This window comes from Salinivibrio proteolyticus (assembly GCF_027286365.1).
GTDB classification, from domain to species: Bacteria; Pseudomonadota; Gammaproteobacteria; order Enterobacterales; family Vibrionaceae; genus Salinivibrio; species Salinivibrio proteolyticus.
The window spans coordinates 1,282,846-1,308,562 of sequence record NZ_CP114584.1 but is presented as its reverse complement, the minus strand read 5'-3'; the positions used below and the strand labels follow the sequence as shown (position 1 = coordinate 1,308,562).

Below are 25,717 nucleotides of genomic sequence, written 5' to 3'. Positions count from 1 at the left end.
CCACATAACTGTCGTATTAAGAAATGGATTGTTAACCCAACCGGGAGAACGTTATGAACGATCGTATCGTTTCGCACAGCCAGTCACAGCAGAGTGCGTTATCTACTAACAAAGTGCTACGTAACACGTATGCACTGCTATCGATGACACTGATCACCAGTGCTATCGCGGCCTTTATCGCTATCGCTGTCGGCATCGGCCCAATGATGTCGCTAGGTATGACCCTAGGTGCGTTGGCGATCGTGTTCTTTGTGCTACCTCGCACCATGAACTCCTCCGCGGGTATCGTGTGGACCTTCGTGTTCACCGGCCTTCTGGGCGCCTCGTTAGGCCCAACACTGACCTATTACCTGAGCCTGTCGAGTGGCCCAGGGATTGTGATGCAGGCGCTTGCTACCACAGGTATGGTATTCCTTGGCCTGTCGGCTTACGCCATCACATCGAAGAAAGACTTCTCTTTCATGGGCGGTTTCTTGGTTGCCGGTGTGATTGCCCTACTGGTGGCGATGGTCGCGAACATCTTCCTACAGATCCCAGCGCTGAGCTTGGCGATCAGCACCATTGCGGTACTGATTTTCTCAGCCTTTATTCTGTATGACACCAGCAACATCATTAACGGCGGCGAGACCAACTACATCCGCGCCACCGTGTCGCTGTATTTGAATATCTTCAACATCTTCGTTCACCTGCTGAGCATTCTTGGCATCATGAACGACGACTAAGTGCCACACAAAAATTGTGTATGCACCACCAAAGCCGGCTATTGCCGGCTTTTTTTATAGCAGCACGCACAAGCGTGATGAAGAAACCTGTCCGCAACAAACGTCAGTTGCACTCATTCCAGTCGCTCGCTATGCTTTGCAGCCTTATCAACGGCGAGAACATCCGCTGGGATGACGAACAAAGGCAAGACTATGTTGGTGTATGAAGGTGAAACCGTTGCAACGGATGCGCAAGGGTATTTAAAAAACGTAGACGATTGGCACGAAGCGCTGGTTCCCTTGTTGGCTGAGCAAGAAGGCATTGCACTGACCGAGGCCCACTGGGAAGTGATCCACTTTGTCCGCCATTTTTACCAAGAATACAACACCTCACCGGCGGTGCGTTTATTGGTAAAATCGATGGAAAAAGAATACGGTCCGGAGAAAGGTAACAGCAAATACCTGTTTAAGCTCTTTCCGAAAGGCCCGGCCAAACAAGCAACCAAATTGGCAGGCCTCCCCAAACCCGCCAAATGTTTGTAACTAAGCCGCTTTAAAGACCTTCCCATGACCTACTGAATGGCAAACCCATCCACGGAACGCCATTCAGTATCTTCGTGTTTAACGTGATTCACGCTCGCGGTGGGCGGCCCTTGATCTAACCATGCAATAAGGGCATCAACCGACTCTTCGCGGCCACATGCCAACACCTCAACACGTCCATCTGGCAAGTTCTTCGCGTACCCAGTCAAAGACAGTTTTAATGCCTCGTGCGCGGTGTGATAACGAAAGCCAACGCCCTGAACGTGACCTGTGACATAGGCCTTGACGCATTTTTGAGACATCGGTCACCTCCACTGTATTTCCATTGCATAATGACATCTGTATAACGCTACATGAGACAGTCGTTTGACAGGATTACGTCATGAAAGAAGTAGCGTTTCGATGGATTGATAAATACCTCATCCACCTTCGGCTCCAAGAAAAATTTTACCTTATCTTTTTCCTTCCCCTCCTCGCAATGATAGTGATAGCGCTGACACTCGATGCAGCGTCGGACACGCGAGTGGCAACCAACATGCAGGCGGAAGGCCAAGCCATTCAGGCCCTAGTGGCGAAATACGATTTGCCAGCGCAAGAAGTACGCACGGTACTACAAAACCAGCAAAGCGGGTTTACGCTCACGCCGTCGGGACAGCTTGACTATCAACCAGATGGCACCTTGTTCACCTACCTTGGCACACTCGATTGGAGCTTGCTGCTTGGCATGGTAGTGGTGATTGCGCTGTTGACCTATTACATCATGACCTTTATCGGCGGCGCGATGTACACCATGAACCAAGCTCTCTTAAAGCTAGCAGATGGGGAACTCAGCTACCGAATGAACTTCTTCCCAGTACGGGATGAGTTCAGCCAGATCGCGATTACCATCGACAAAGTGCTTGAGCGTGAGCAAAACATGGTAAAAGCCATTCAGCAAAGCGCAGAGATGATGGATAGCTTGTCATCAAGCCTGCAGCAGCGCAGCGATGAAAGTGAATCACTGGGTGAAAGCCAACGTCAGTATCTTGATTCACTCGCCAGTGCCACCGAGGAAATGGCGGGATCGATTCGTGAAGTGGCGAGCCACGCCACCGATACGTCTACTCAGACCCAAGAGGCCACCGAGGCGGCTCAGCAAGGGCGTCAGCAAGTTCAGCAAACCATGACGGCGATTAACGCGCTGGCCAGTGAGATTGCTCAAGCCGCTGATAAGGTGACGGAACTGAATCAAAATGCTGAGCAAATTGGCAGCGTGGTGACCACCATTAACGCCATCAGCGAGCAGACCAACTTATTGGCCCTGAATGCGGCGATCGAGGCTGCCCGTGCGGGCGAGCAAGGGCGTGGCTTTGCGGTAGTCGCCGATGAGGTGCGCACCTTGGCAAGCCGCACTCAAGAGTCCACGGTCGATATTCAAACCATGATTGAGTCGCTGCAAACGCATACCACAGAGTTGCGTCGAGTTATGGAGGGCACCGTCGAAAATGCGTCTGCCAGCGAAGCTGCGGTGCAAGAGATTGATGCCGAGATCAGCCAAATCGCCGCTCGTAGCAGCACGATTTCTGATCGCAGTACCGAAATTGCAGCCGCCGCCGAGCAACAAGGCAACGTGGCGAGTACGATTTCACAAGATGTCGAACAGGTGCGCAGCCAGTCCACGCAAGTCGCACAAATGCTGCGAGATTCTGCGACCGAAGTCAGCGAGCTTGGCACGCAAGCCCAGCAATTGAAAACCTTGGTGGCAGGACTTCGTACCTAACTCCCTAGGTTTCGCCCGCATGCTTCCTATCACGCGCCCACCTCTGGGCGCGTTTTTATTGCAATGACACCGGCCTTGCTCGACAATACCCGCCCTTTTTTGCTTTATCCGCAAGTCACGTCATGATGCAGGTGCCTTACTCAGCATTTTGACGTGTTTTGCACCACCAAATTGTTAGGAACGTCCATGACTGCCACTGTGTATCTCGCCAAAGACCGCGATAAATCCATCAAACGCCGCCATCCTTGGATTTTCTCGCGCGGCATTGCCCGCATCGAAGGGAAACCTGCTTTGGGTGACACGGTCACTGTTTGTGATCATCAAGGTGAATTTTTAGGGCTAGGCGCCTATTCACCGCAATCGCAAATTCGAGTTCGCATGTGGTGCTTTGAAAAAACTCCCATCGACAGTGACTTCTTCCTTGCCCGTATTCGTGCGGCAAAGCCGCTGCGCACCATGCTCGCTAAGCGTGATGGTCTCACTGGTTATCGCCTATTAGCCGCTGAGTCTGACGGCGTCCCCGGTATCACCGTCGACAAGTACGATAACTACTTGGTGTGTCAATTGCTTAGCGCCGGTGCGGATGCTCAGCGTGATAACCTCGTCACTGCCCTGCGTACCGAGTTTCCAGAGTGCCATATCTACGAGCGTTCCGATGTGGCGATTCGCAAAAAAGAAGGCCTTAAACCGCGCACCGGCGTTTTACACGGTGAGGAACCGCCTGCGTCCGTCATCATCGAAGAAAACGGCGTGGCGATTGAAGTCGATATTGCCAATGGCCATAAAACCGGTTTTTATCTCGACCAACGGGATAGCCGCGAACAAGCGGTGAAATACATGGATGGCAAACGGGTCTTAAACTGCTTTTGTTACACTGGCGGTTTTGGCTTGTATGCGCAAAAAGGCAATGCTAATCAGGTCACTAATGTGGATGTCTCACAGCCCGCGCTCGACAAAGCGAAAGCCAATGCGGCGCGAAACGGCTTTGATCTCACCCGTGCTGAGTTTGTGAATGCCGATGTGTTCAAGCTGCTGCGCACTTATCGCGAACAAGGCGAACGCTTTGATGTGATTGTGATGGATCCGCCCAAATTTGCGGAGTCCAAATCCCAACTGACCGGCGCATGTCGCGGCTACAAAGATATTAATATGCTCGCTATGCAGCTTCTTAATCCGGGCGGTGTACTGCTCAGCTATTCGTGCTCGGGCTTAATGGATGCGGGCCTGTTCCAAAAGATACTGGCAGACGCGGCATTAGATGCCGGTAAAAATGTGCAGTTTATTGAGCGCTTTGCACAAGCGGCGGACCATCCCACTCACAGTGCATATCCAGAAGGTTTTTACCTCAAAGGCTTTGCGTGTTTGGTGCAATAACACACGGTCTTTAACTGGTGTGCGGACGGGCGCAAAGCGCGTCCGTACTTCTGGACACGATTGTCTGATGAATCTACGTTTAAGTAAGTAGCGACCCGACAGGAGTGTTCAGATGCTAAGCCCCATTAAGCCCAACGACGAAGCTCAACGCCTCAAAAAATTACAAGACACTGGCGTGCTTGATACCGAAGACGAAGAGCGCTTTGATCGCATCACTCGCTTAGCCAAACGCCTTTTCGATGTCCCCATCGCCCTCGTCAGCCTCATTGACGATGATCGCCAGTGGTTTAAATCCTGCTTTGGCCTTAACGTGCGCCAAACGCCACGCGATATCTCTTTTTGTGGTCATGCTATTTTGGGCGATCAACCCTTTGTGGTGAAAGACGCCAGCCTCGATCCACGCTTCGCCGATAATCCCCTCGTTGCGGGCGAGCCACATATTCGCTTTTATGCCGGATACCCGCTCTCGCTCGGCGACGGGAGCAACATGGGCACCTTGTGTGTGATTGATGATAAGCCGCGCCGTTTTAGCGATGAAGATCTGCGCTTTTTGAAGGATTTGGCCCTACTCGCCGAGAGTGAGCTCTCCTCAGCGCAAACCGCATATACCGATGATCTCACGGGAATATCTAATCGACGCGGCTTTATGCAGCTAGCCAGTCGCGCCGTACAGCACTGTCAGCGCATGAACTCGCCGTATTCGCTCGCATTCATCGATTTAAACGATTTTAAAATCATCAATGATACTTATGGTCATTCCGAAGGGGATATCGCCCTTCGCCATATGGCTAATCTGCTGCGCGCCAACATGCGCGAATCCGATGTGTTTGCGCGGTTTGGTGGCGATGAGTTTGTGGTGTTTCTCTCCGGTGCTGGGCGTGAAGCCGCCGAGCAAGCACTCGACCGTTTTGCCGGTGTGGTAGAGCGGTTTAATCAAATCAATCGCCACACCTACCCTATCTCATTCAGTTATGGCGTGGCGACCAGTTCCATGTCGACGCCGCGCAGCTTGGATGATCTACTGGATGAAGCCGACACCAAGATGTACCAGCAAAAAAATGCCAAGGTGTAAGCCAAAAAGCGGGGTGTCCTACCCCGCTTTACGTTAATACCCGTGCGAATGCCTGCCTATCCCTATTAGGAAGAAGACAGCGCCGATGCAATGGTCTCCAAACTGCTCGGATCGTCAATCGTCGAGGGGACTTGGTAAGATTCGCCATCCGCCATCTGACGAATAATACGACGCAAGATTTTACCTGAGCGTGTTTTAGGCAACTTCTCCACGATAACCGCGTGTTTAAAGCAAGCGATTGCGCCAATTTGATCCCGCACGCGCTGCACCAACTCTCGCTCTATCTCGCCACTCACTGAGACAAAGCCGTCTTTCAGCACGACTAGGCCGAGCGGCAATTGGCCTTTGAGCTCATCGTGCATGCCCACCACCGCACACTCGGCGACCGCTTCATGGCTGCCTAACACCTCTTCCATTTCGCCGGTCGATAAGCGGTGGCCCGCGACGTTAATCACATCGTCAATCCGTCCCATCACAAATACGTAGCCATCTTCATCCATATAGCCACCATCACCAGAGACATAATAGCCTGGGAACTGGCTGAGATAGCCGGCTTCAAAGCGATCGTGGTTGCGCCACACCGTCGGCAGGCAGCTAGGCGGCAGAGGACGCTTCACGGCAATATATCCCTGCTGGTTTGGTGCGGCAATCTCTCCCATTTCATCGAGAATACACACCTGATAGCCAGGACTTGGCATGGTTGCCGAGCCGGGCTTGGTCGCAAAGCAGGTTAACCCCAATGGATTGCCCGCAATCGCCCAGCCAGTTTCGGTTTGCCACCAGTGATCAACCACGGGTCGCTGGGTCTTTTCTTCCACCCACTCCAATGTCGGTGGATCAAGCCGCTCGCCGGCCATAAACACCGTACGTAAAGATGTCATCGGATAGCGCGCAAGGTGCTCACCGTTTGGGTCTTGCTTTTTAATCGCCCGAAAGGCGGTAGGCGCCGAGAATAAGATGCTGACGTTATACTCATCACATACACGCCAAAACGCTCCCGCATCCGGTGTACCGACGGGTTTGCCTTCAAACATCACCGTGGTGCAGCCGTGTAGCAAAGGGGCATACACAATATACGAGTGGCCCACTACCCAGCCGACATCCGATGCGGCCCAAAACACTTCACCGGGTTTGACGTTGTAAATCGCGCTCATGCTGTACTTCATCGCCACCGCGTGGCCGCCATTGTCACGCACTACGCCTTTGGGTTTGCCCGTGGTGCCGGATGTATAGAGGATATATAAAGGATCGGTGGCATTGACGGGCACCGGCGCCGCAGGGGTGGCTTCAGCTAAGAGCGACGCCCAATCAGCATCACGCGGATTGTCTAAATTAGAACGACACATCGCACGCTGATAGACCACCACATGGTCGGGTTTGTAGCGACTGTCCATGATGGCCTGATCAACCATCGGCTTATAGGCCAAGGTTTTCGCGCCCTCGATCCCGCATGAGGCGGTGAGTACCACTTTAGGCTCCGCATCTTCAATCCGTACGGCCAGCTCGTTCGGGGCAAAACCACCAAACACCACCGAATGGATCGCACCAAGCCGTGCACACGCGAGCATCGCCACGGTGGCTTCTGGGATCATGGGCATATAAATCACCACGCGGTCCCCCTTTTCAACCCCTAAGCCTGCAAGCATGCCAGCAACTTTCGCCACGTAGTCACGCAACGCGGCATAAGTGTAGGTAGTTTTTTTGTCAGTAACCGGTGAGTCGTAAATAAGCGCGGTTTGTTCGCCCCGACCTTGTTCAACATGCGCATCGAGTGCCATATAAGCGGTATTCATGGTGCCATCGGCAAACCAGCGCTCAATGCCATTATCGTCTTTGCTAAGAATAGTTTGTGGAAAGGTAAACCAATCGAGCTGCTTGGCCTGTGCCTGCCAAAATCCCTCGGGGTCACGACTGGCCCAATCCGCATGGTGTTGGTAACTTGCTTCTTGCATAAGCGGCTCCTTATCGCCCACCCTTGGCGGGCGATACGTTTGCAAGCAATGGATTCATTCCGCGTGCTTAGTTAATCACAAACAGCGACATAAATTCGTGCACCGGGGTTTTCTCCAGCGCGGCCTGATCGCTACACAAGGCAACGATTTTTTCACTCTGTGCGCGCGGGAAACGGGTCGCCAAGTTGGTGCGGAATTTTTGCTCCAGCACGGGGATCCCTTCTTCGCGACGACGGCGATGACCAATAGGATATTCCACGGCGACTTGTTCAGTGCTGCTGCCATCGGTAAAGAAGATTTGGATCGCATTGGCAATCGAGCGCTTGTCGGCTTCTAGGTATTCCGCGCTATAGCGTGGGTCTTCTTTTATCACCATTTTTTGCCGTAGCGCATCAATACGCGGGTCGGCGTGATGGAAGGCGTCTTCATAGTGCTCGGCCACTAGATTGCCGTATAGCAGCGGTACTGCCACCATATATTGCAGGCAGTGGTCACGGTCAGCTGGGTTAGCCAACTCCCCTTCTTTAGAAATGATGCGAATGGCCGATTCATGGGTGGTGATTTCAATACGTTCAATCTCATCCACCCGGTCTTTCACCTGTGAATGCAAGGTCACCGCCACTTCCACCGCGGTTTGAGCATGAAACTCAGCAGGGAAGGAAATCTTAAACAGCACGTTTTCCATTACGTAGCTGGCAAAGTCTTGTTTGACACTAAAAGCGTTGCCGTTAAATAGCACATCGTAATAGCCCCACTTAGGTGCGCTGAGCACCGACGGCAAGCCCATCTCGCCTTTCATGGTGATCATCGCCAACCGCACCGCGCGAGAGGTGGCATCGCCCGCCGCCCACGATTTGCGTGAACCGGCGTTCGGCGCATGGCGGTAGGTGCGCAGCGCACAGCCATCCACCCAAGCTTGTGAAACGGCATCAATAATCTGATCGCGATTACCGCCCAGCATTTTGGTGACCACGGCTGTTGATGCCACGCGCACCAATAAAACGTGATCGAGCCCAACACGGTTAAAGCTATTCTCAAGGGCGAGCACGCCTTGGATCTCATGCGCTTTGATCATCGCGGTCAACACATCGCGCATGGTGAGTGGTGGTTTGCCTTCGGCCACGGCCACGCGGCTTAAATAATCGGCGGTGGCCAAAATTCCGCCCAAGTTATCAGACGGATGGCCCCACTCGGCGGCGAGCCAAGTATCGTTAAAATCGAGCCAGCGAATAATACAGCCGATGTTAAACGCGGCAGTGACCGGATCAAGCTCGTGAGAGGTGCCCGGCACCCGCGCCCCGTGGCGTACTGTGGTGCCCGGCACCAGTGGCCCTAGGTGTTTGGTACATTCAGGGAAACGTAGCGCCAGCAAGCCACAGCCAAGGGTATCCATCAAACAGTTGCGTGCGGTGTTGTAGGCCTCTGCCGAGGCAATCGGCGTGCTATCGACATAGTCAGCAATTTGCACCAATAAGGCATCAGGGTCAGGGCGCTGGTTCAGTTCTACGTTGTTGCTCATGGTCAATTCCTTCTGTGATTTCAATCGGGAGAATGCGCGCTGATTAAGCGCGCTGATCGATAGGTAGCCAATCTTGGTGTTCAGGGCCGTCGTAATCGGCACTTGGGCGAATAATGCGGTTATTGGCGCGCTGCTCAAACACATGCGCCGCCCAGCCCGTTACTCGGCTCATCACAAAAATCGGGGTAAACAACTTGGTCGGGATGCCCATAAAGTGATAGGCCGATGCGTGATAGAAATCGGCATTGGGGAACAAGCCTTTCTCGCGCTTCATCACTTGTTCGACCCGCTCAGACACGTCGTACAGCCAAGCGTCTGGTGCGTTTTGCGCCAGCTGTTTCGACCAATGTTTGATAAGCGCATTGCGGGGGTCGGACTCACGATAAATCGCATGACCAAAGCCCATCACCTTGTCTTTATTGGCGAGCATTTGCATTAATCCTGCTTCGGCTTCGTCAGGTGTGCGCCATTGTTCTAACATCGCCATCGCCGCTTCATTGGCACCGCCATGCAATGGGCCGCGCAAGCTGCCGATGGCCGCGGTAATGCAAGAGTGCAAATCAGACAAAGTGGACGCGCACACACGGGCGGTAAAGGTCGAAGCATTGAACTCATGCTCGGCATACAGCACCAGCGAGCAATGCATCACGGATTCATGCAGTGGCGACGGCGTTTCATCAGTGAGCATTTTGAGGAAGTAACCGCCAATGCTTTTCACCTCCGGCTGATAGGTATCGACTCGCACACCATCATGCGAATAGCGATACCAGTAGCAGATAATGGCCGGCAACATTGCCAACAGCGTATCGGTTTTATCCGCTTGCTCACTAAAGTCGGTTTCTTGATCCAAATTTCCCAACATCGAGCAACCAGTACGCATCACATCCATAGGGTGCGCATTGGCAGGAATTCGCTCCAGCACGGCTTTTAAGGCGTCAGGTAACCCCCGCTTGCCGACCAAGGTTTCTGTGTAGTCGCCCAGTGCTTGGCGATTGGGGAGTTGGCCTTTGAGTAGCAGGTACGCCACCTCCTCAAATTGGGCGTGATTGGCTAAATCGGTAATGTCATAACCCCGGTAGGTTAATCCAGTGCCGGTTTGCCCGACCGTACACAAGGCGGTGGTGCCGGCACTTTGGCCACGCAGGCCTGCGCCAGAGGTTGGTTTCTCGTTAGGTGCGACGGCGACATTTGTCATGATTGGCTCCTTTCCTTTGATGCCATCAGATTCAACCGCTGCATGAATCCGTGAACGTGATGATAATTCCAGTGGTGTAACCGACGTTTTCACACCGTGGGTGTGCGTCTGTGATCACTCTTTGCCAAATAGGCGATCCAATTGCTGTTCGTAGGCGTGATACCCCAAGAAGTCATAGAGCGCATCACGGGTTTGCATGGCGTCGACCACGTTTTTCTGGTGGCCATCATCCAGCAGGTGTTGATACACATTGAGGGCGGCTTGGTTCATAGCACGAAACGCAGAGAGCGGATACAACACCATGCTGACCCCCACGCTCGCCAGCTCTTGACTGGTAAACAGTGGGGTTTGACCAAACTCGGTGATATTGGCCAATACCGGCACCTTTACTTGCTCGACAAAGGCTTGGTACTGCTCGAGCGTTTGCATGGCTTCGGGGAAAATCATGTCCGCGCCCGCTTCTACGTACGCTCTGGCGCGGGCGACGGCACTGTCCATGCCTTCCACCGCCAACGCATCGGTGCGCGCCATGATCACAAACTCAGGTTCAGTGCGCGCATCCACCGCCGCTTTAATGCGGTCGACCATTTCAGCTTGGCTGACAATTTCTTTGTTGGGACGATGACCGCAGCGCTTTTGCGCCACTTGGTCTTCTATATGCACCGCGCCCGCGCCGGCACGTTCCATTTCACGAATGGTACGGGCAATATTGAGCGCGCCGCCAAAACCGGTATCAATATCTACCAGCAAGGGCACGTCGGTCGCTGCGGTGATCCGGCGAACATCTTCCAACACATCGTTGAGAGTCGTGATCCCCAAATCCGGTAAGCCGTAAGAGGCGTTAGCAATCCCGCCTCCGGATAGATAAATAGCTTGATGCCCCACCCGCTCTGCCATCATGGCGCAATAGGGGTTAATTGTGCCGACGACTTGCAGCGGAATATTGTTGCGTACCGCTTGGCGAAAACGTGCACCTGCACTCATAGCATTCTCCTTGTGAACTGATGGCTTAGCGGGTTTAACCGCCGGCATTTTGTAGCCAATAGCGTGTTAGTTAATCGGTAATTTGCTGTTCAATCAGTTGGCGACTGCGCTGAATATGACGACGCATCAGCATTTCCGCCAGCTCGGCATCGCGCTCGCGAATTGCCGCTAAAATTTGCATGTGCTCTTGCAGCGCCTGCTTAGGGCGAGAATGCGCCCGCGGCGATTGAAACCGGTACATCCGCAGCAAGTGGTATAACTCACCACACAATAGGTTGATCAGTTTCTGGTTATGGCTGGCTTGGATGATGCAATAGTGAAAATCAAAATCGCCTTGTTGGTGAAAGTAGGCCGCCCCTTCCACCCGTTCGATATAGGCATGGTGGGTGTCGAGCACCGCACTTAACTGTTCAATTTCCGCATCGGTGATGTGCACGCAAGCCAGTCTTGCGGCCATGCCTTCTAACGCTTCTCGTACCGCGTAAATCTCAGCCAATTGCCGATGAGTGAGGGTTACTACCCTTGCCCCAACATGTGGCACACGCTCGACCAACCCTAAGGCTTCGACCCGCATCATGGCCTCGCGCAGTGGGCCTCGGCTGACGCCAAATGCGGTAGCCAACCCCGCTTCCGATACCTTGGTGCCCGCTGGATAGGTGCCGGTGACAATCGCCTCGATAAGCTGCTCGGTCAGGCTGGCTGACTTGGTGGGCTCACGTGAATCAGCTGGCAACGATTGCGCGTGCTGCGCGGGAAATTGGTCATTTGTCGACAATAAAGACATAAATACCGCCTAATAACTTCAATAAAGCCAGAATAGAATAAGATTGTAGACAATGTAGATTAGACTTTGGTCTGTAGCGATACCTTTTTATCGTGATCACAACCACAACGTAAATGATAATGTACGCATTGAATTGTTATTCACTTGTTATCAAACGGGCGTTTGACTCGACCTATTGCGAGAGCGGCGTATGGTAGTGCGGTCGTTTTAATAGGGATAGAACGCAAATATGGATAGAAATCATTCCAAGCGTGAAAACGCACTCGCGCTGCTTATCGGCAGTAGTTTGGTGTCACTCGGCATCTTCTTTTTCAACCAAGTAGGGTTATTGACCGGCGGCACCGCTGGATTGGCGCTGTTTTTACAGCGAGTCACTGACTTCAGTTTTGGTGAGCTTTTCTTCGTGATCAACCTGCCTTTTTATTGGCTCGCCTACACCCAAATGGGGAAACGCTTTACCTTAAGTACCTTGGTTGCGGTCAGCATCGTCTCATTTTGCGCCGATCACTTAACTGCAGTACTCACCATCAACACCATTCATCCTGTTTATGCCGCGCTATTTGGCGGCGGGTTAATCGGCATGGGTATGCTAGTGATGTTCCGCCATCAGTGTAGTTTGGGTGGATTTAACACCTTAGCGCTGTTTTTGCAGCAACGGTTTGGCATCCGGGCGGGAAAAGTGCAAATGGCGCTAGATTGCTCGATTGTGATCTTATCGCTGCTGGTGGTCGAGCCTTGGCTAATTGGCTTATCGGTCGCTGCCGCAATCACGACCAATCTCGTCCTTGCTATGAACCATAAACCCGGACGCTACCAAGTTCAGCCACCCCAAGCCGCATAGCGGGCGTGACTGACACGGAAAACACAGATAAATATAGATAGAGGCGGCCTTCCGCCTCTTTTTTCAATCACTTCCTCTGCGACACCTTTTCCCCAATCGTTACGATAGCACCTCGACATCTAAATACGAATCACTCTTACAATTGATTGCTGCACATGCTAAATTTCGCCTTTTAGGCGCCAATCATAAGGAGTGTTGATGAACGCGGCCGATCCTAGCTTTGACGCACCACAACTGCCTGCCGCGGTTGCACTGTCCCCTTTTCCCACTGCTTTAGGCTTGTCAGTGATCCCTGATGATGTGCAAGGCGTGTCGCTTCGGGAACAACTCACCACACCACAAGGTCTCGCACAATGTTTTGCCGCGGTAAACTCGACCTATGGCGATGCCGATAGCCGCGCTCAAGGCACGCTTTTTATCGGTGCCTATGCCTATGAGTTTTTGCTTCCGGTGCTGGCTAGCTGGCTTCAGGCTGGACAGCTCCCCTCGCTGGACTTAGATAACTGGCAAGTTAAATACCAACCTACCCGCGTCACTAAACCGAATGGCAAGGAGCTGGTGTATCACAAGCCACATTTTTATCTCAATGCCTTGATTGGATGGAAACAACCCGCGGCAGAAGAGTGGCTAACTATTTTGCACGGCGCGTTATTACGCCACTTTTCACCTATCGTCGATGCGGTCGCGGAACAAAGCGGTATGCGTGAGGGGCCACTTTGGAAAGTGGTTGCCGATTCAATCTGTATTGCCTTTTTGATGGTGGGTAAACATCGTGATTGCGAGCAGGCCGCACGTGACGCGGCACTGTCGATCGTCCATCAACGCGGCACCCCGCTTTATAGCAAGCGCAGTGGTTTTCACGATGTGACCGTCTACGACCCGAACGACACGCAAACCGTGTTACAAACCCACAGCTTCCGTTTGCGCGGCGGCTGCTGCCGGATCTTTACCGTGGATGAACACAGTTATTGCTCAACCTGCTGTTTTTTAAAGCCTGACGAACAAGCTAAGCGCCTCGCAGAAGTTGCGTGTCAGCGTGAAGGCGTGGCGCTGGACACGCAGCCTCGCTAACTCAGCGCCACATCGACCCAAACAAGACGATGATCGGAGTGAGCACGCGCATGCTCTTGGCCGTTTTTATCACAAATCAGTGGGTAGTCGGCGTCATCAGGGGCAGGCCAAAATACGCCGGAGGCTAACACCGCGAGCTCACGCGAAGGTAGGACATAATCGAGGCGCAACCCACCGTTATGGGTAGCAATTGCCCGCCCTTTACCATTGATAAAGCGAAACGCGTGAGACTGGGCCGCGTCACTTTTTGGCACCTGCGTGCCGACAGCAACCCCGGGATGCACACGCGGATGGTGAAGCAAGGCGCCAATGGCTTGCTTATCCCCATCACCGTAGCTCGGGTCTGCATTTAAATCGCCAATTACCACAAACGGTGTCTTGGGAGATATTCCGCCGTGAGCGCCCTTGTCGTCCACCAGCCAATCCGCGTTATCCAAAAGGCCAATCAGTTGGTGAATTTCATCACTGTTGCGCCGCCAGTTACGCTTTTCTGGCCCATCAAACACGGGCGGTGTGGGATGACACGCCACCACCTGTACTCGTTCATCACCAACCAAAATCGGCACTGAAACCAAGTTTTTCGAGGCGAGACGTAGCGCCTGTTGTGCTTGTTCGGTGTAATAATCCGCAGGGAGTTGATGGTGAGGTAATTGATGCCACGCAAAGTGCTGCCAAGTGCGAATCGCATCATCTTCGATGGGGTAACGCGATAAAATCACATAGCCAAATTGACCATGATAGTCGCCAAAGCCATGACACTGCTGGGCATTCGTTAAGTGTTGATGTTCACTGACCGGCACCGTGAGTTTTAATCCCGTGTTGGTGGCGGGCAAGTAGCGATACGGATAATCAATCGGCATGTCACCGTGTTGCGATTCAGCCAAATGCCGCTCACAAAATGCGGCGAGCGCACCATCATCACCGCCATCACCTGGATGATCAAACTCGCAAAGCACCACCACATCGGGGCGCACACGTTGTAAGGTCGCGGCGAGGTTTTTAATTTGCCGGCTGGGGGTGGGCGCTAACATCTTTGCTTTGATCTCGCCGGCCTGACGTCCCGCTAGAGACAGGTTGAATTGTGCCAACCTAAGGGTTGAAGGTGCTGTCATAACATCCCAACAATGCGCTACATGATGGGCTATTTTAACAAGCTATCGAGAGCACGACGAATTTGTCGCGCATCTTCTTCAGCACGATGCGGTGCTGGCCCCAACGCCTCCATTTCGCGGCTAAAGTCACGCCGATCGAGATCACTGTGCTTTTTTAGCCACTGATTCACCTCCATTAGGGTGAATGAAGGGCGCATGTAGCAGGCTTTGTAAAGCCGCCCCATCCAAAACAGATCCCATTGACTGTCGCACAAAACATGATCAAAAGGCGCGAGGGTCTGGTTGAGATGCTGGCATACATCGAGCACACTGATGCCTTCGCTAAAAAGGCGTTCACGCGAGATCCCATGTATTCGGGTTTCGGCTTCTTTGTCCCAGTGATTCCAGTGGCCACTGGCGGTGGAAGGGTCAATCAAAAAACTGTTGCTGTCGCCGCTTGGCAACACGTATCCCACCTCGATGGGATAAGACGATAACGACAAACCGGATGCTTCAAAATCCAGTGTCACCCACATACGCGTACTCCTTGCTCATAAACTCTCCTGCATGACTAGGCACTTCCTTTGCCTTGTTAGTTAACTGTAGCCTTTTTATTGCCACTTCGATGGGTTGTCGCGCTACTTTTGCGTGCTTGGTTAACTTGTGACTGAAAATCCTGACGTTTTTCATTGGATGCGTCAGTTTTTTCTTATTATGTGACACTCTAAACAGTGCTATGCCAAGGTTTTGTCAGCGGTACGCTATATTTCACTACCGGATTGAATTAGGCTTCGATAACACCCTGCTAAACGCAGTTTGACGTTAAACCGCCATGTTTTAAATAGGAAGCAGCATGAAACAAACGTCTCGCACCATGTCCGCGCGCAAACACGTTGCATTAGTGGCGCACGATCACTACAAAGACGCCTTGAGTGAGTGGGTGAAAGAACACCAAGATGTGCTCAGTCAGCATGAGCTTTATGCGACCGGCACCACGGGGCATATTCTTGCGCGCGAAACTGGATTAACGATCACACCATTGATTAGTGGCCCTATGGGGGGTGATCAACAACTGGGCGCCATGATTTCTGAACAAAAAATCGATGCGATGATTTTCTTTTGGGATCCGCTCAATGCCGTCCCGCATGATCCAGATGTTAAAGCGCTACTGCGTGTCAGCACCGTATGGAATATTCCCGTTGCCACCAATCGCGCCACCGCACGGTTCTTGATTACCTCACCACTGTTTGGCCAAGAAGTGGATATTCAAATTCCTGATTATCAAGCTTATTTAGACGAGCGCTTGTAATCTTTTACCCCGCACTGTCCGTCGATGACTAATGTCGCCTATGACTAACAGTGCGGGTTCCCGTTTCTTAAAGGTACCCTTTCAGTTCCTCCACAAACGGTGAGGCATGGCCTTTTTGGTGTACTAGCCACACTTGTTTTTGGGCACGCGTCAGGGCGACATAAAACAATCGCCGCTCTTCCGCGTGCTCAATTGGCTCTTCATTTTTCCCTAATAAAGCCTCATCGAGTGAGAGCGAGCGAGGCTTGGCGGGAAATACGCCCTCATCCAGACCGAGAATAAACACATAATGCGCTTCTTGCCCCTTGCTGGCGTGTGCGGTGGTATAGCGAAGCGCCAATGAAGGATACGCATTCTGCCAGCTTTCTAGCGCGTCAGGACGAATAGCATGCGTGCGACCTAGCAGCATCACACTCACAGCGTGCTCTGCGTTAGCATACTTTTTGGCAAGGCTCGCCAACGTTTTTTCTAACTTGTCGTCCGTGATCACCTTGATCGCTTTAGGCGCTTTCGCTGGTGCCTTGTCACGCGCGTAATCCAACTGCTTGCTGAGCTGCTTGGGGTTTTGCTCAATGAACTGCTGTGCTACCTTCCCCAAAGTAGACGGATAGCGATAGCAGGTGGTCAGCCAGCAAATTTCACTGTCACCGAAACGCTGCGCAAACTCTGTGGTTAAGCTGACATCGGCACCAGCAAAGCGATAAATAGCTTGCCAATCATCCCCCACTGCAAACAAGGAGGCGCGTGGTGATTGGGTTTCACCTTCCGCTTTGCCATGACACAGTGCCTCTAACATTGCCAACCGTGCAGGCGAAATGTCTTGGTATTCATCAACCATGACAAACTGGATCGGCGTGGTAAATTTTCGCTGCTGAAACAGCTTGGTGGCTTGGGTAATCAAGCCGTCAAAGTCTACCGCGTTCTCCGCTTTTAGCGCCTGTTTGTAGGCTTGGTACAATGGCCAAATCACGGCCAGCTCATTTTTTAAGGCGGCCTGCTCCTCAAAGCTTGCCAGCTTATCGTTCAGCGCACGCTTGATGGTATTGGCTTGAACCACCCGTGAAAGGCGCGACCAAACCCAAGTGTGCAACCGGCTGTCATGGGCACACGCAGTCAGTTCAGCGTTATCATCAAGCGGCAGTGTTTGTTGCTGATGCAGTTTGTCCCATGCTTTACGGGGAGTGGGCTGTTGCCACTGTTCGGCGAGTGTTTGAGTCAGCCAGGCCGCTTTTGCCGTCTCATCACTGGCGAGTGGAGAAATCATCGGCGCCTGCCCTTGGTGCTCGGCGAGTTGCTGACGGGCAAAGCCATGAAAGGTGGTGACGTTCACCTCATGGCCGGTTTTGGTCTTTATCCGCGTTTTCAGTTCTTCAGCAGCATCACGACCAAAGGCCAGCAGCAATAGCTGCTCTGGTTTGGCTTGACCACTTTCAATCAAGTAGGCGGCGCGTGCCACCAATACGCTGGTTTTTCCACTACCGGGCCCCGCTACCACCAAGGTATGAGATTCATCGGTGAGCACGGCGGCGCGCTGCCCGTCATTCAATGGCGATGATTCGATGCGATCAAACCAAGCTTGCCACTGATTGAGCATCATCGCTTGCCATTGCTGATTGCGCGTCTTGAGCCACTGTTTATCCCCCCGCAAAACGGGTGCCAGTGTCGTTGCCATCACTTCATCTAAGCTAGCCAAGAATGAGGCTGGGATCCCCTCGCCTTCTAGCTTGTCGACTAGGATTTGTTGCGCCGCGCGCAATTGCGATAAGCGAACATAAGCGGGTGCATTCACCAGTGCATCATACTCTGCCAGCAAACTGGGCCGGATCATCGCCAGCCGTTTTTGATAACGGGCAATATAGGCTTGATAACTGCGATAAATGGTTTGCCCTGCCTGCTGGGCACGGTGCCAAGGCAAGCCAAAGACCTCAAAAGGCAGCGGATCGCCCTCGTCAGTATAACCGGTGAGCGAAATCGTTCCCCACAGCAACCCGCGCGACACCGTGAGCTGCCCATCCCATGCCGAAAAAGGAATATATTGACGATGGTGGCGAGATTCGAGCAATAAGCCGTCATCTTCGAGCTGCAAGCTGTAATGGTCGCCATAAACAAGCCATTGTGCCCAGCGGTTTGCGGAGAGTTTCATACTCATGAGTCAGTGCGTAAAAACGCGCTTTCCAGCCTTGATAAGATGACAGGCATGCTACTGCGCAACTCTCGATAAATCAATTCACTAGCAATATGGCTTCCCGCCGCATCACCTATAGCACGCTATGGATTTGACTTGTCGCAAGCTATTCCTAAAAAGCGCACGAAAACGCGCGGATGACGCTTAGTTTTTCAGTATCTTTCTGCTATCTTGCCCTCATTGTTGGCTTAATCCGTGTTTTTATGTCCTTTTCGTTGCCACGCTTTCCTTCGATGCCACTGACGCTACGCGAATACTGGGCGAACCACCGCATCAATGACAGTATCCGCGTCCTAATCGCTTTAATGGGGGTTGCCCTTTACGCAGGATACGCTGGTCGCACCGATATTGTCACGCCACTGGTGCTCGGGGTCATCGCTTCAGCATTAGCGGAAGTGGATGATCACCTATGGGGTCGGGTAAAAGCCTTGGGCGTGACGCTCACCTGCTTCGCGGTCGCCTCTTTCTCGGTTGAATTGCTTTACGATTGGCCTTGGCTGTTTGCATTAGGGCTAACCGTTTCCAGTTTTGGCTTTATCATGCTGGGGGCTATTGGGGAGCGTTATGGCACCATCGCCTTTGCCTCATTGCTACTAGCGGTATACACCATGTTGGGGATGGAGCAAGGCAGTGATCTGTGGCTTCAACCCATGATGCTGCTCTCAGGCGCATTTTGGTACGGGTTACTATCACTGGTTTGGATTGTGATTTGGCCGCACCGTCCCGTGCAGCATCGGCTCGCAGCGGTCTTTCGTCAAACCGCCACTTACATGGAAACCAAGTCTAGTTTGTTCCATCCGGTTGCCGAATTGGTTCCGCAACCTACCCGCATCGCCGCCGCCAACCAAAATGCGCAAGTGGTGGCCGCGCTCAACCAAGCCAAAGCATCATTACTGGCGCGAGCACGACGCGGCCGTCTGACCCAGCGGCATCAAACCTTGCTGCAAACGTATTTTATCGCCCAAGACATTCACGAGCGGGTTAGCTCCTCCCATTATCGTTACCAAGATCTTGCCGCCCACTTTTTCCACTCGGACATTTTGTTTCGCTTCGAAGCACTGCTCAATGTGCAAGCGCGCGCGTGTCGCGAGGTAGCGCAAGCGCTCTCGTTGGGGATCAGCTATCAGCACCATCATGCAGGGCAGCAAGCGTTAACGGCTATCCAGCAATCGATGGCGTATTTGGCTAAACACCAAGACAGCCATACTCGTACCGCATTGCTAAATCAGTTGCAGTTTTTATATAAGAACCTGGAGACGGTTGAGCAGCAGTTGGCGAGTTTGAGTAACCTCGCAGTTGATAGCCGCGCCCAAGAAAATGAATTGGCTGATCCCGATGCGCGCTCGCTTGGTGAGATGGTCTTTCGCATTCGCCAACAACTGACGTTTCGATCATTACGTTTTCGCCATGCGGTGCGCTTGTCGTTATCGCTCCTCGCGGGGTATGGCGTGATTCAAGGCCTCTCTCTTGAACATGGCTTTTGGATCTTGATGACCATTCAGTTCGTTTGCCAAACCAATTACTCAGCCACACGCAGTAAGCTTAAAGAGCGGATTGTCGGCACTGTGGCTGGCTTGCTACTCGGCGTGCCGGCCTTATACCTGTTTCCCGATCCCAGCAGTCAATTGGCCTTGATGGTCGTCACTGGGGTGCTATTTTTCGCGTTCCGCACCGTTCAGTACACCCTAGCCACCTTGTTTATCACCTTATTGGTATTAATGTGCTTTAGCCAGTTCGGGGAGGGTTTCGCAGTGATCTTACCGCGTTTGGGCGATACCGTCATCGGCTGTTTAATTGCCGTTGCGGCGGTCCGTTATGTGTTACCGGATTGGCAAGCGCACCGTCTCCGCGGGATCATGACAGAAGCCTTGCAAGCCAATCGGGACTATTTAGCCCACGTGATTGCTCAGTACCGAGTAGGTAAACGCGACACCCTTGCCTATCGAGTTGCGCGGCGCCAAGCGCACAATGCGGATGCGGAGCTGACAACCGCGATCAGTAATATGTTGGCGGAGCCCGGCCGCTATCGCACCAACATCGAAGAAACCTTCCGTTTCTTATGTTTAAACAACGCGATGCTGAGCTATATCTCTGCCCTTGGCGCGCATCGAAGCCGGATGGATGATGAGGTCAACCATCAAAAAGTGGCCCAGCTTCACCGTGATATCCACCAAGGGTTAACCCAATTGACCGAGCTACTGGCCCAGCCTACCAACCATGATGCACTGCTGGCGTTACAAACCACTGATGACATGCATCAGACTCACGGCGGCTACGGAGAGCCTGTCGATAACACACCGCTGACGATGGTATTGCAGCAATTACAACTGATTCAGCGCATGCTGCCGGAGCTTAACCAGTTGACACTCACGCTGCGCCAACAGGCCTTGAAACAAAGTCGCGCATAATTAGCGGCGGGGCCAAGGTCCCGCCTTCGGTGACTCACCCTGTGTACCAATACTCGCGTTGCGTGCGGATACCCGGCTAGCACGCCAACGCTAAGTCAGCGGGATGTCAATTTACAACAATTTACGTTGTTGACGGTTGAAAGCCCTAGTCGTAGACCGGATATTATTAACAAAGCCACCTAAGTGACTTAACGCTATACCCAAATGACTCGTTTGGAAGCTAGGGTATACACTTATATTTTTAGCGGCTCGTTTAGCCGCATCGCCCGCCTGGAGCAATTATGGCTATTCATGTAGGAATCATCGACTCGGATCCCGTCCGATTGGTCACCCCCGTGTTACACCAGCAACTGCCGGTGAGCAAGTTGGTGTTAATAGGCACCCTCGAGCAAGACCTAGAATTTGAACGCCTTACCCGCGTACTTGCGCCAAAAGGCATCGAAACCGAGTTTTTTGAAATTTCCGATGATATCAATATCCGTGAATTAAAAAGCCAAGTGAAACAACTGGCCGAACAGCTTAGCACCACCTCTGAAGATATCCTTTTTAACGCGAGCTGTGGTCTCCGTCATCAACTGCTGTCTGCTTACGAAGTGTTTCGCACCTATCAATGGCCCAGCTATGTTATTGAACCTTATAGCGATGAATTATGCTGGTTGTATCCAGATGGGTTGCCACAACAACAAGTCGAAGACCATATTAGCTTGACTGAATACCTCACGATTTTTGGCGCCCGTTGTGAGCGTCATGACGACGATGTGGTCGGTTGTTTAACCGATGATATTTATCGTTTGGGCGAAAAATGGGCCAGCAATGCTTATGAATTAGGACCTGGCTTGGCGACACTGAACTATTTAGCCACCACGTGTCGCAAGGAACAGTGCCTTGATGTCACGTTAAGCGAGAAACAGCAAGGCTACCGTGAACTCGGTATGCTGCTTGACGATCTGACTGAAGCTGGACTCGCAACATACCAAAATGGGGTGCTAACCTTTAGTTGTGAGGAAGCGCGTCGCTTTGCTAATGGTGAATGGTTAGAAAGCTACGTGCATTACACCGTCACGTCTATTCAAAAAGAAATGCCAACCATTCAAGATAATTCACTTTCCGTGCAAGTGTATCGCCAGATTGGCGAGCGCGAAGTGCGTAACGAGCTTGATGTGGCGACTGTGGTCAATAACAAACTGCATATTATTGAGTGTAAAACCAAAGGCATGTCGAGCGATGGCGATGATACCTTGTACAAGTTAGAGTCACTGCGCGATCTACTTGGAGGGTTACAGGCGCGAGCGATGTTGGTGAGCTTCCGTCCGTTGCGCCATCACGATATTACTCGAGCTACCGATCTGGGCTTAGCACTGATTGGCCCTGACCAACTCGGTAACTTGCGTACCCACCTTTATGATTGGTTTGTCGCCGCCGGTGGCACCGTCGCGATTCGCACCAGCTAAATGGCGCACTCAAAACACCATAAAAAACGCGGCGCTCATGATGAGCACCGCGTTTTTTTGATACCGCAATGTCTGAATTACAGCAGTTTACGAGCGGCTTCAACCACAATCTTGATCGAGCGTGTTTCGGTTTCTTTAAGCGTTGCGTGGTCAGGGATCTCTTTTTGGGTACGGTTAATAATCACACCCGCAACACAGCCAGCACGCAGACCTGAGCTAGCACACATGGTAAGTAACGTGGCGGACTCCATTTCAAAGTTCAGTACGCCCATGTCTTGCCACTCTTGCATCGAGCCTTGGAAACGACGCACGACACGACCACTGAAGGTATCGTAGCGTTCTTGACCCGGATAGAAGGTATCGCTTGATGCAGTCACACCGGTGTGAACCGTTGCGCCATCTTCATCAACCGCCGCTTTCATGGCCGTTGCCACATCAAAGTTAGCCACGGCTGGGAATTCCATCGGTGCAAAATGGGTACTCGCGCCATCAAGGCGAACAGACCCTGTGGTGACGATCATATCGCCAACATTAATGTTAGGTTGAATAGCGCCGGTAGTGCCGACACGCAAGAAGGTGCGCACACCCAATTGCGCCAGTTCTTCAACCGCAATCGAGGTTGATGGGCCACCGATACCGGTTGAGCAAACCACCACAGGCTTACCGTCTAACCAGCCTAGATACAAGGTATACTCGCGCTGAGAGGCAAGAAAGGTTGGGTTGTCCATCAGGTTCGCGATTTTTTCTACTCGCGCAGGATCGCCGGGAATAATCGCAGTGGTAGCGCCTTGTAGGTCGGCATGGTTAACGCCAAGGTGGAATACAGGGGTATCAGACATAATCAGTCTCCTCGCTGGATGCTGTCAGCAGCATCTTCAAATGATTAAAGGCCTGCCAAAGCAGGCCTGAACTCGAAGTTGTTATGCGTCTAGGATACCCAATTCTTCGGGTATTTATGTGACTTTTATCGACCTATTACACTGTCAATCCTTACAGATTTCAGAATTTAGAGATCGCTATCACTTTATGACGGTGTATACAGACAAGCGCTGTCAGCTTTATTGGCGCTTATCTCTCAACAGCCGTAATGCGTTCAACGTGACCAGCGCCGTCGCGCCACTGTCCGCTAACACCGCCACCCAAAGCCCGGTGATCCCCAAGACACTCGTGACCAGAAAGACACCTTTTAGCCCTAACGCAATGGTAATGTTTTGACGGACATTCGCCTGCGTTGCGCGCGCCAGCTGTAAAATCCCGGGCAATTCAGTCAAACGGTTATGACTTAATGCCGCATCAGCCGTTTCAAGCGCAACATCCGTACCACTTCCCATCGCTACGCCTAATTGCGCCGCTTTCATCGCCGGTGCGTCATTAATACCATCTCCCACCATAGCAACACGATAGTGTTTCGCTAAGGCTTCAACAGCATGAACTTTATCTTCCGGCAATAAGCCTGCGCGAAAGTCGATACCCAGCTCTCCTGCAATCTCTGCTGCTGCAGCCGGATTATCACCGGTTAGCATCACCGGATGAATGCCCAAATCACGTAATTGGTTAACGGCTTGCTTGGCATCGTCCCGCAAGGTATCACGCCAGCCAATCAGTCCGTACGGCGCGCCCTCAACCATGACGACCGCCACCGTGACACCTCGCTGTGCAATCTCTCCGGCTTGGTGTCGCTGATTCGGTGTCAACATATCATCCGTCAGTCGATCGAATGCAATTAAGCGAATCCGGCACCCATCGACATCCCCTTTCACACCCTGTCCCGCCTGCGCTTGGATATTACGTGCTTCTGGCACTTCAATGCCTCGCTCGGCGGTATAAAGCACCAAGGATTTGGCCAGTGGGTGATGACTGCCTCGCTCGATTGCCGTGGCATACTTAAGTAAATCCTTCTCATCACCTTGCCATGTCAGCACATCAGTCACAGTCGGTTTCCCCTCAGTGAGCGTGCCCGTTTTATCAAAAGTCACCGCATTGACACTGGCGAGCATTTCTAACGCTGCACCGCCTTTAATCAATGCGCCTCGACGCGCTGCCGTCGCCAGACCTGATGTGATCGCTGCCGGCGTTGAAATCACCAATGCACACGGACAGGCAATCAATAGCAAAGCAAGGCCTCGATACAACCACTCTTGCCAACTGGCGGCAAAAAACAACGGCGGGACCACAACGACTAATGCGGCAAGCGCAATCATGGTCGGCGTATACCAACGGCTAAATTTATCGATAAACCGCTCAATCGGTGCTTTTTTCGACTCAGCCTGTTCGATTAAACGTAAGATCCGGTCAATCGCATTTTCGCCTTGTGCGGATGTGACGGTAAGCTGGACCGTTTTATCGGTCGCAAGGCTGCCTGCCATCACAGCATCACCGACCTCAATATCAACCGGGATGGGCTCTCCCGTCAGGGCGCTTTGGTCAAAGCTTGCCATTGCCCCCATCAACTGACCATCTGCAGGCAAACGCTCGCCAGCGCTAATTTCAATCACATCCCCTGGTTGCAGTGCGCTCGCCGCCACGGTTTCACGCTTACCAGATGCATAAACGCGAGTCACTGTCTCAGGAACCAAGGCCATCAGTGACTGAATACCATCTCGTGCCCGTGAGGCAGCATAACCTTCCAGCCTTTCACCAATCAGGAACAGTACCAGCACCATCGCGGCCTCGGTGGTCTCACCCAAGTACAAGGCCCCGAGTGCGGCGATGCTCATCAGTGTTTCAATAGAAAAAGGTGATCCGCTTTTTACCAGTCGGATCGCTTTGCCCACGATTGGCGCCAGTCCAACTAAGGTCGCCAAAGTAAACAGCGTCCCCGATAAAGGTTCAGACCAATAATGGAGTCCCCACGCCACCATCATGACCGCAATTAGCCCGAATAACAGCGCATCTTGCCGCCACTTGTTCCATCCGGTTACCTCAGGTTGTGTTTGGTTGAGAGCGACGAGAGGAAAGCCCGCTTTTTGGGCGGCTTGTTCAACAGCACGTTCGGTAGAAGCCTGTGCATCGGCCGTATAAGTGACACGCAGTTTCTCCGTTGCAAACATCACCTGTGCTTGCACTACGCCTGACGTTGCCAGAATGGCTTTTTCGAGTTTCGCGGCACAGCTCGGACAGTCCATACCGGTCACGCCCCACTCGTGCGCATTCACTGAATCGATTGATGCGCGCTCAGAAGAGGTGTCTGCACGTTGTCGCTGAGCATGCGCGTGGCAATGCTCATCCGGATCATCATCGCCGGCGTTACCCTCGCCCTCCGCATGACTGCTGCAACACCCGCTGTCTGGTGCACATTGTGTGGTTCCAACCGCAGAAGTGGTCGGATTCTGATGGTGATGGGGTTGATGACAATGGTGCGATCCACAGTGTTTACACATAGTCGGCTCCTTATGGGCGGTATATCGAACGTTTATACCTACTATAAGGGTTGGAGCCCACTCCAGAGTCAAGCGATGATCGAAACTCATCGTATTTG

General features: G+C 52.5%; 21 protein-coding genes. 10 read left to right on the top strand and 11 right to left on the bottom strand.

Annotation, left to right across the window (positions count from 1 at the left end; all coding sequences use genetic code 11):
- Window positions 1-53: 53 nt before the first annotated feature.
- Together N7E60_RS06250 and N7E60_RS06245 are read left to right on the top strand one after the other, a co-directional pair.
- Complete coding sequence (locus N7E60_RS06250; RefSeq protein WP_069588355.1) at window positions 54-722, top strand: Bax inhibitor-1/YccA family protein; 669 nt, start codon at window positions 54-56, stop codon at window positions 720-722.
- Window positions 723-914: 192 nt separating this feature from the next.
- Window positions 915-1,244, top strand: coding sequence for a TusE/DsrC/DsvC family sulfur relay protein (locus N7E60_RS06245; protein WP_069588353.1), 330 nt, complete (start codon window positions 915-917; stop codon window positions 1,242-1,244).
- A 29-nt stretch (window positions 1,245-1,273) separates the two neighbouring features.
- On the opposite strand, the gene yccX is transcribed toward N7E60_RS06245, so the two are convergent.
- Window positions 1,274-1,546, bottom strand: a complete 273-nt coding sequence (yccX, locus tag N7E60_RS06240; protein WP_077480235.1) for an acylphosphatase — start codon at window positions 1,544-1,546, stop codon at window positions 1,274-1,276.
- 80 nt (window positions 1,547-1,626) lie between these two features.
- Between yccX and N7E60_RS06235 the strand changes: the two genes are divergently transcribed.
- From N7E60_RS06235 to N7E60_RS06225, 3 genes are all read left to right on the top strand, one after another.
- Window positions 1,627-3,003, top strand: coding sequence for a methyl-accepting chemotaxis protein (locus N7E60_RS06235; RefSeq protein ID WP_069588350.1), 1,377 nt, complete (start codon window positions 1,627-1,629; stop codon window positions 3,001-3,003).
- 186 nt (window positions 3,004-3,189) lie between these two features.
- The gene (locus N7E60_RS06230; RefSeq protein WP_269598406.1) at window positions 3,190-4,377 is read left to right on the top strand and encodes a class I SAM-dependent methyltransferase; all 1,188 of its coding nucleotides are present in this window, start codon (window positions 3,190-3,192) and stop codon (window positions 4,375-4,377) included.
- A 112-nt stretch (window positions 4,378-4,489) separates the two neighbouring features.
- Entirely contained in the window at window positions 4,490-5,449 is a 960-nt protein-coding gene (locus N7E60_RS06225) for a sensor domain-containing diguanylate cyclase (RefSeq protein WP_077456961.1), read from the top strand.
- A gap of 65 nt (window positions 5,450-5,514) precedes the next feature.
- Here N7E60_RS06225 and N7E60_RS06220 read toward each other — a convergent pair whose 3' ends face one another.
- The 5 genes from N7E60_RS06220 to N7E60_RS06200 all read right to left on the bottom strand — a co-directional run bounded on the left by N7E60_RS06220 (window position 5,515) and on the right by N7E60_RS06200 (window position 11,883).
- Complete coding sequence (locus N7E60_RS06220) at window positions 5,515-7,401, bottom strand: propionyl-CoA synthetase (RefSeq protein ID WP_269598405.1); 1,887 nt, start codon at window positions 7,399-7,401, stop codon at window positions 5,515-5,517.
- Window positions 7,402-7,468: 67 nt separating this feature from the next.
- Window positions 7,469-8,920, bottom strand: a complete 1,452-nt coding sequence (locus N7E60_RS06215; RefSeq protein WP_269598404.1) for a bifunctional 2-methylcitrate dehydratase/aconitate hydratase — start codon at window positions 8,918-8,920, stop codon at window positions 7,469-7,471.
- Between the two features lie 43 nt (window positions 8,921-8,963).
- The gene (gene prpC, locus N7E60_RS06210) at window positions 8,964-10,115 is read right to left on the bottom strand and encodes a bifunctional 2-methylcitrate synthase/citrate synthase (protein WP_269598403.1); all 1,152 of its coding nucleotides are present in this window, start codon (window positions 10,113-10,115) and stop codon (window positions 8,964-8,966) included.
- 114 nt (window positions 10,116-10,229) lie between these two features.
- The gene (prpB, locus tag N7E60_RS06205; protein ID WP_269598402.1) at window positions 10,230-11,099 is read right to left on the bottom strand and encodes a methylisocitrate lyase; all 870 of its coding nucleotides are present in this window, start codon (window positions 11,097-11,099) and stop codon (window positions 10,230-10,232) included.
- Between the two features lie 70 nt (window positions 11,100-11,169).
- Window positions 11,170-11,883, bottom strand: coding sequence for a GntR family transcriptional regulator (locus tag N7E60_RS06200; RefSeq protein ID WP_269598401.1), 714 nt, complete (start codon window positions 11,881-11,883; stop codon window positions 11,170-11,172).
- A 229-nt stretch (window positions 11,884-12,112) separates the two neighbouring features.
- On the opposite strand from N7E60_RS06200, the gene N7E60_RS06195 reads away from it, so the two are divergent.
- Window positions 12,113-12,724, top strand: coding sequence for a YitT family protein (locus N7E60_RS06195; RefSeq protein ID WP_077662922.1), 612 nt, complete (start codon window positions 12,113-12,115; stop codon window positions 12,722-12,724).
- A gap of 198 nt (window positions 12,725-12,922) precedes the next feature.
- On the top strand, window positions 12,923-13,795 hold the full coding sequence (locus N7E60_RS06190) for a ferric iron reductase (RefSeq protein WP_269598400.1): 873 nt from the start codon (window positions 12,923-12,925) through the stop codon (window positions 13,793-13,795).
- Here the strand turns inward: N7E60_RS06190 and N7E60_RS06185 are convergent.
- Together N7E60_RS06185 and N7E60_RS06180 are read right to left on the bottom strand one after the other, a co-directional pair.
- Entirely contained in the window at window positions 13,792-14,907 is a 1,116-nt protein-coding gene (locus N7E60_RS06185) for an endonuclease/exonuclease/phosphatase family protein (protein ID WP_269598399.1), read from the bottom strand. The genes N7E60_RS06190 and N7E60_RS06185 overlap by 4 nt on opposite strands.
- Before the next feature lie 29 nt (window positions 14,908-14,936).
- Window positions 14,937-15,422, bottom strand: a complete 486-nt coding sequence (locus N7E60_RS06180) for a 3'-5' exonuclease family protein (RefSeq protein ID WP_069588330.1) — start codon at window positions 15,420-15,422, stop codon at window positions 14,937-14,939.
- A gap of 317 nt (window positions 15,423-15,739) precedes the next feature.
- Between N7E60_RS06180 and N7E60_RS06175 the strand changes: the two genes are divergently transcribed.
- A complete protein-coding gene (locus N7E60_RS06175) occupies window positions 15,740-16,195 on the top strand; it encodes a methylglyoxal synthase (protein ID WP_077456979.1) in 456 nt (151 codons plus the stop codon).
- Window positions 16,196-16,262: 67 nt separating this feature from the next.
- Here N7E60_RS06175 and helD read toward each other — a convergent pair whose 3' ends face one another.
- A complete protein-coding gene (gene helD, locus N7E60_RS06170; RefSeq protein WP_269598398.1) occupies window positions 16,263-18,344 on the bottom strand; it encodes a DNA helicase IV in 2,082 nt (693 codons plus the stop codon).
- Window positions 18,345-18,583: 239 nt separating this feature from the next.
- Between helD and yccS the strand changes: the two genes are divergently transcribed.
- Complete coding sequence (gene yccS / locus N7E60_RS06165; protein WP_269598397.1) at window positions 18,584-20,788, top strand: YccS family putative transporter; 2,205 nt, start codon at window positions 18,584-18,586, stop codon at window positions 20,786-20,788.
- A 281-nt stretch (window positions 20,789-21,069) separates the two neighbouring features.
- Window positions 21,070-22,239 carry a Card1-like endonuclease domain-containing protein gene (locus tag N7E60_RS06160; RefSeq protein WP_269598396.1) on the top strand — a complete coding sequence of 390 codons (1,170 nt, stop codon included), beginning with the start codon at window positions 21,070-21,072 and terminating at the stop codon, window positions 22,237-22,239.
- Between the two features lie 77 nt (window positions 22,240-22,316).
- Here the strand turns inward: N7E60_RS06160 and udp are convergent, their stop codons facing one another.
- Together udp and N7E60_RS06150 are read right to left on the bottom strand one after the other, a co-directional pair.
- The gene (gene udp / locus N7E60_RS06155; RefSeq protein WP_077456987.1) at window positions 22,317-23,078 is read right to left on the bottom strand and encodes a uridine phosphorylase; all 762 of its coding nucleotides are present in this window, start codon (window positions 23,076-23,078) and stop codon (window positions 22,317-22,319) included.
- Window positions 23,079-23,297: 219 nt separating this feature from the next.
- Complete coding sequence (locus N7E60_RS06150) at window positions 23,298-25,619, bottom strand: zinc/cadmium/mercury/lead-transporting ATPase (protein ID WP_269598394.1); 2,322 nt, start codon at window positions 25,617-25,619, stop codon at window positions 23,298-23,300.
- Between the last annotated feature and the right edge of the window lie 98 nt (window positions 25,620-25,717).

What these genes read in the sequence shown, in the direction of transcription:
- N7E60_RS06250 (WP_069588355.1), top strand. Translation starts at nt 54, where the DNA reads ATGAACGATCGTATCGTTTCGCACAGCCAGTCACAGCAGAGTGCGTTA.
- N7E60_RS06245 (WP_069588353.1), top strand. Translation starts at nt 915, where the DNA reads ATGTTGGTGTATGAAGGTGAAACCGTTGCAACGGATGCGCAAGGGTAT.
- yccX (WP_077480235.1), bottom strand. Translation starts at nt 1,546, where the DNA reads ATGTCTCAAAAATGCGTCAAGGCCTATGTCACAGGTCACGTTCAGGGC.
- N7E60_RS06235 (WP_069588350.1), top strand. Translation starts at nt 1,627, where the DNA reads ATGAAAGAAGTAGCGTTTCGATGGATTGATAAATACCTCATCCACCTT.
- N7E60_RS06230 (WP_269598406.1), top strand. Translation starts at nt 3,190, where the DNA reads ATGACTGCCACTGTGTATCTCGCCAAAGACCGCGATAAATCCATCAAA.
- N7E60_RS06225 (WP_077456961.1), top strand. Translation starts at nt 4,490, where the DNA reads ATGCTAAGCCCCATTAAGCCCAACGACGAAGCTCAACGCCTCAAAAAA.
- N7E60_RS06220 (WP_269598405.1), bottom strand. Translation starts at nt 7,401, where the DNA reads ATGCAAGAAGCAAGTTACCAACACCATGCGGATTGGGCCAGTCGTGAC.
- N7E60_RS06215 (WP_269598404.1), bottom strand. Translation starts at nt 8,920, where the DNA reads ATGAGCAACAACGTAGAACTGAACCAGCGCCCTGACCCTGATGCCTTA.
- prpC (WP_269598403.1), bottom strand. Translation starts at nt 10,115, where the DNA reads ATGACAAATGTCGCCGTCGCACCTAACGAGAAACCAACCTCTGGCGCA.
- prpB (WP_269598402.1), bottom strand. Translation starts at nt 11,099, where the DNA reads ATGAGTGCAGGTGCACGTTTTCGCCAAGCGGTACGCAACAATATTCCG.
- N7E60_RS06200 (WP_269598401.1), bottom strand. Translation starts at nt 11,883, where the DNA reads ATGTCTTTATTGTCGACAAATGACCAATTTCCCGCGCAGCACGCGCAA.
- N7E60_RS06195 (WP_077662922.1), top strand. Translation starts at nt 12,113, where the DNA reads ATGGATAGAAATCATTCCAAGCGTGAAAACGCACTCGCGCTGCTTATC.
- N7E60_RS06190 (WP_269598400.1), top strand. Translation starts at nt 12,923, where the DNA reads ATGAACGCGGCCGATCCTAGCTTTGACGCACCACAACTGCCTGCCGCG.
- N7E60_RS06185 (WP_269598399.1), bottom strand. Translation starts at nt 14,907, where the DNA reads ATGACAGCACCTTCAACCCTTAGGTTGGCACAATTCAACCTGTCTCTA.
- N7E60_RS06180 (WP_069588330.1), bottom strand. Translation starts at nt 15,422, where the DNA reads ATGTGGGTGACACTGGATTTTGAAGCATCCGGTTTGTCGTTATCGTCT.
- N7E60_RS06175 (WP_077456979.1), top strand. Translation starts at nt 15,740, where the DNA reads ATGAAACAAACGTCTCGCACCATGTCCGCGCGCAAACACGTTGCATTA.
- helD (WP_269598398.1), bottom strand. Translation starts at nt 18,344, where the DNA reads ATGAGTATGAAACTCTCCGCAAACCGCTGGGCACAATGGCTTGTTTAT.
- yccS (WP_269598397.1), top strand. Translation starts at nt 18,584, where the DNA reads ATGTCCTTTTCGTTGCCACGCTTTCCTTCGATGCCACTGACGCTACGC.
- N7E60_RS06160 (WP_269598396.1), top strand. Translation starts at nt 21,070, where the DNA reads ATGGCTATTCATGTAGGAATCATCGACTCGGATCCCGTCCGATTGGTC.
- udp (WP_077456987.1), bottom strand. Translation starts at nt 23,078, where the DNA reads ATGTCTGATACCCCTGTATTCCACCTTGGCGTTAACCATGCCGACCTA.
- N7E60_RS06150 (WP_269598394.1), bottom strand. Translation starts at nt 25,619, where the DNA reads ATGTGTAAACACTGTGGATCGCACCATTGTCATCAACCCCATCACCAT.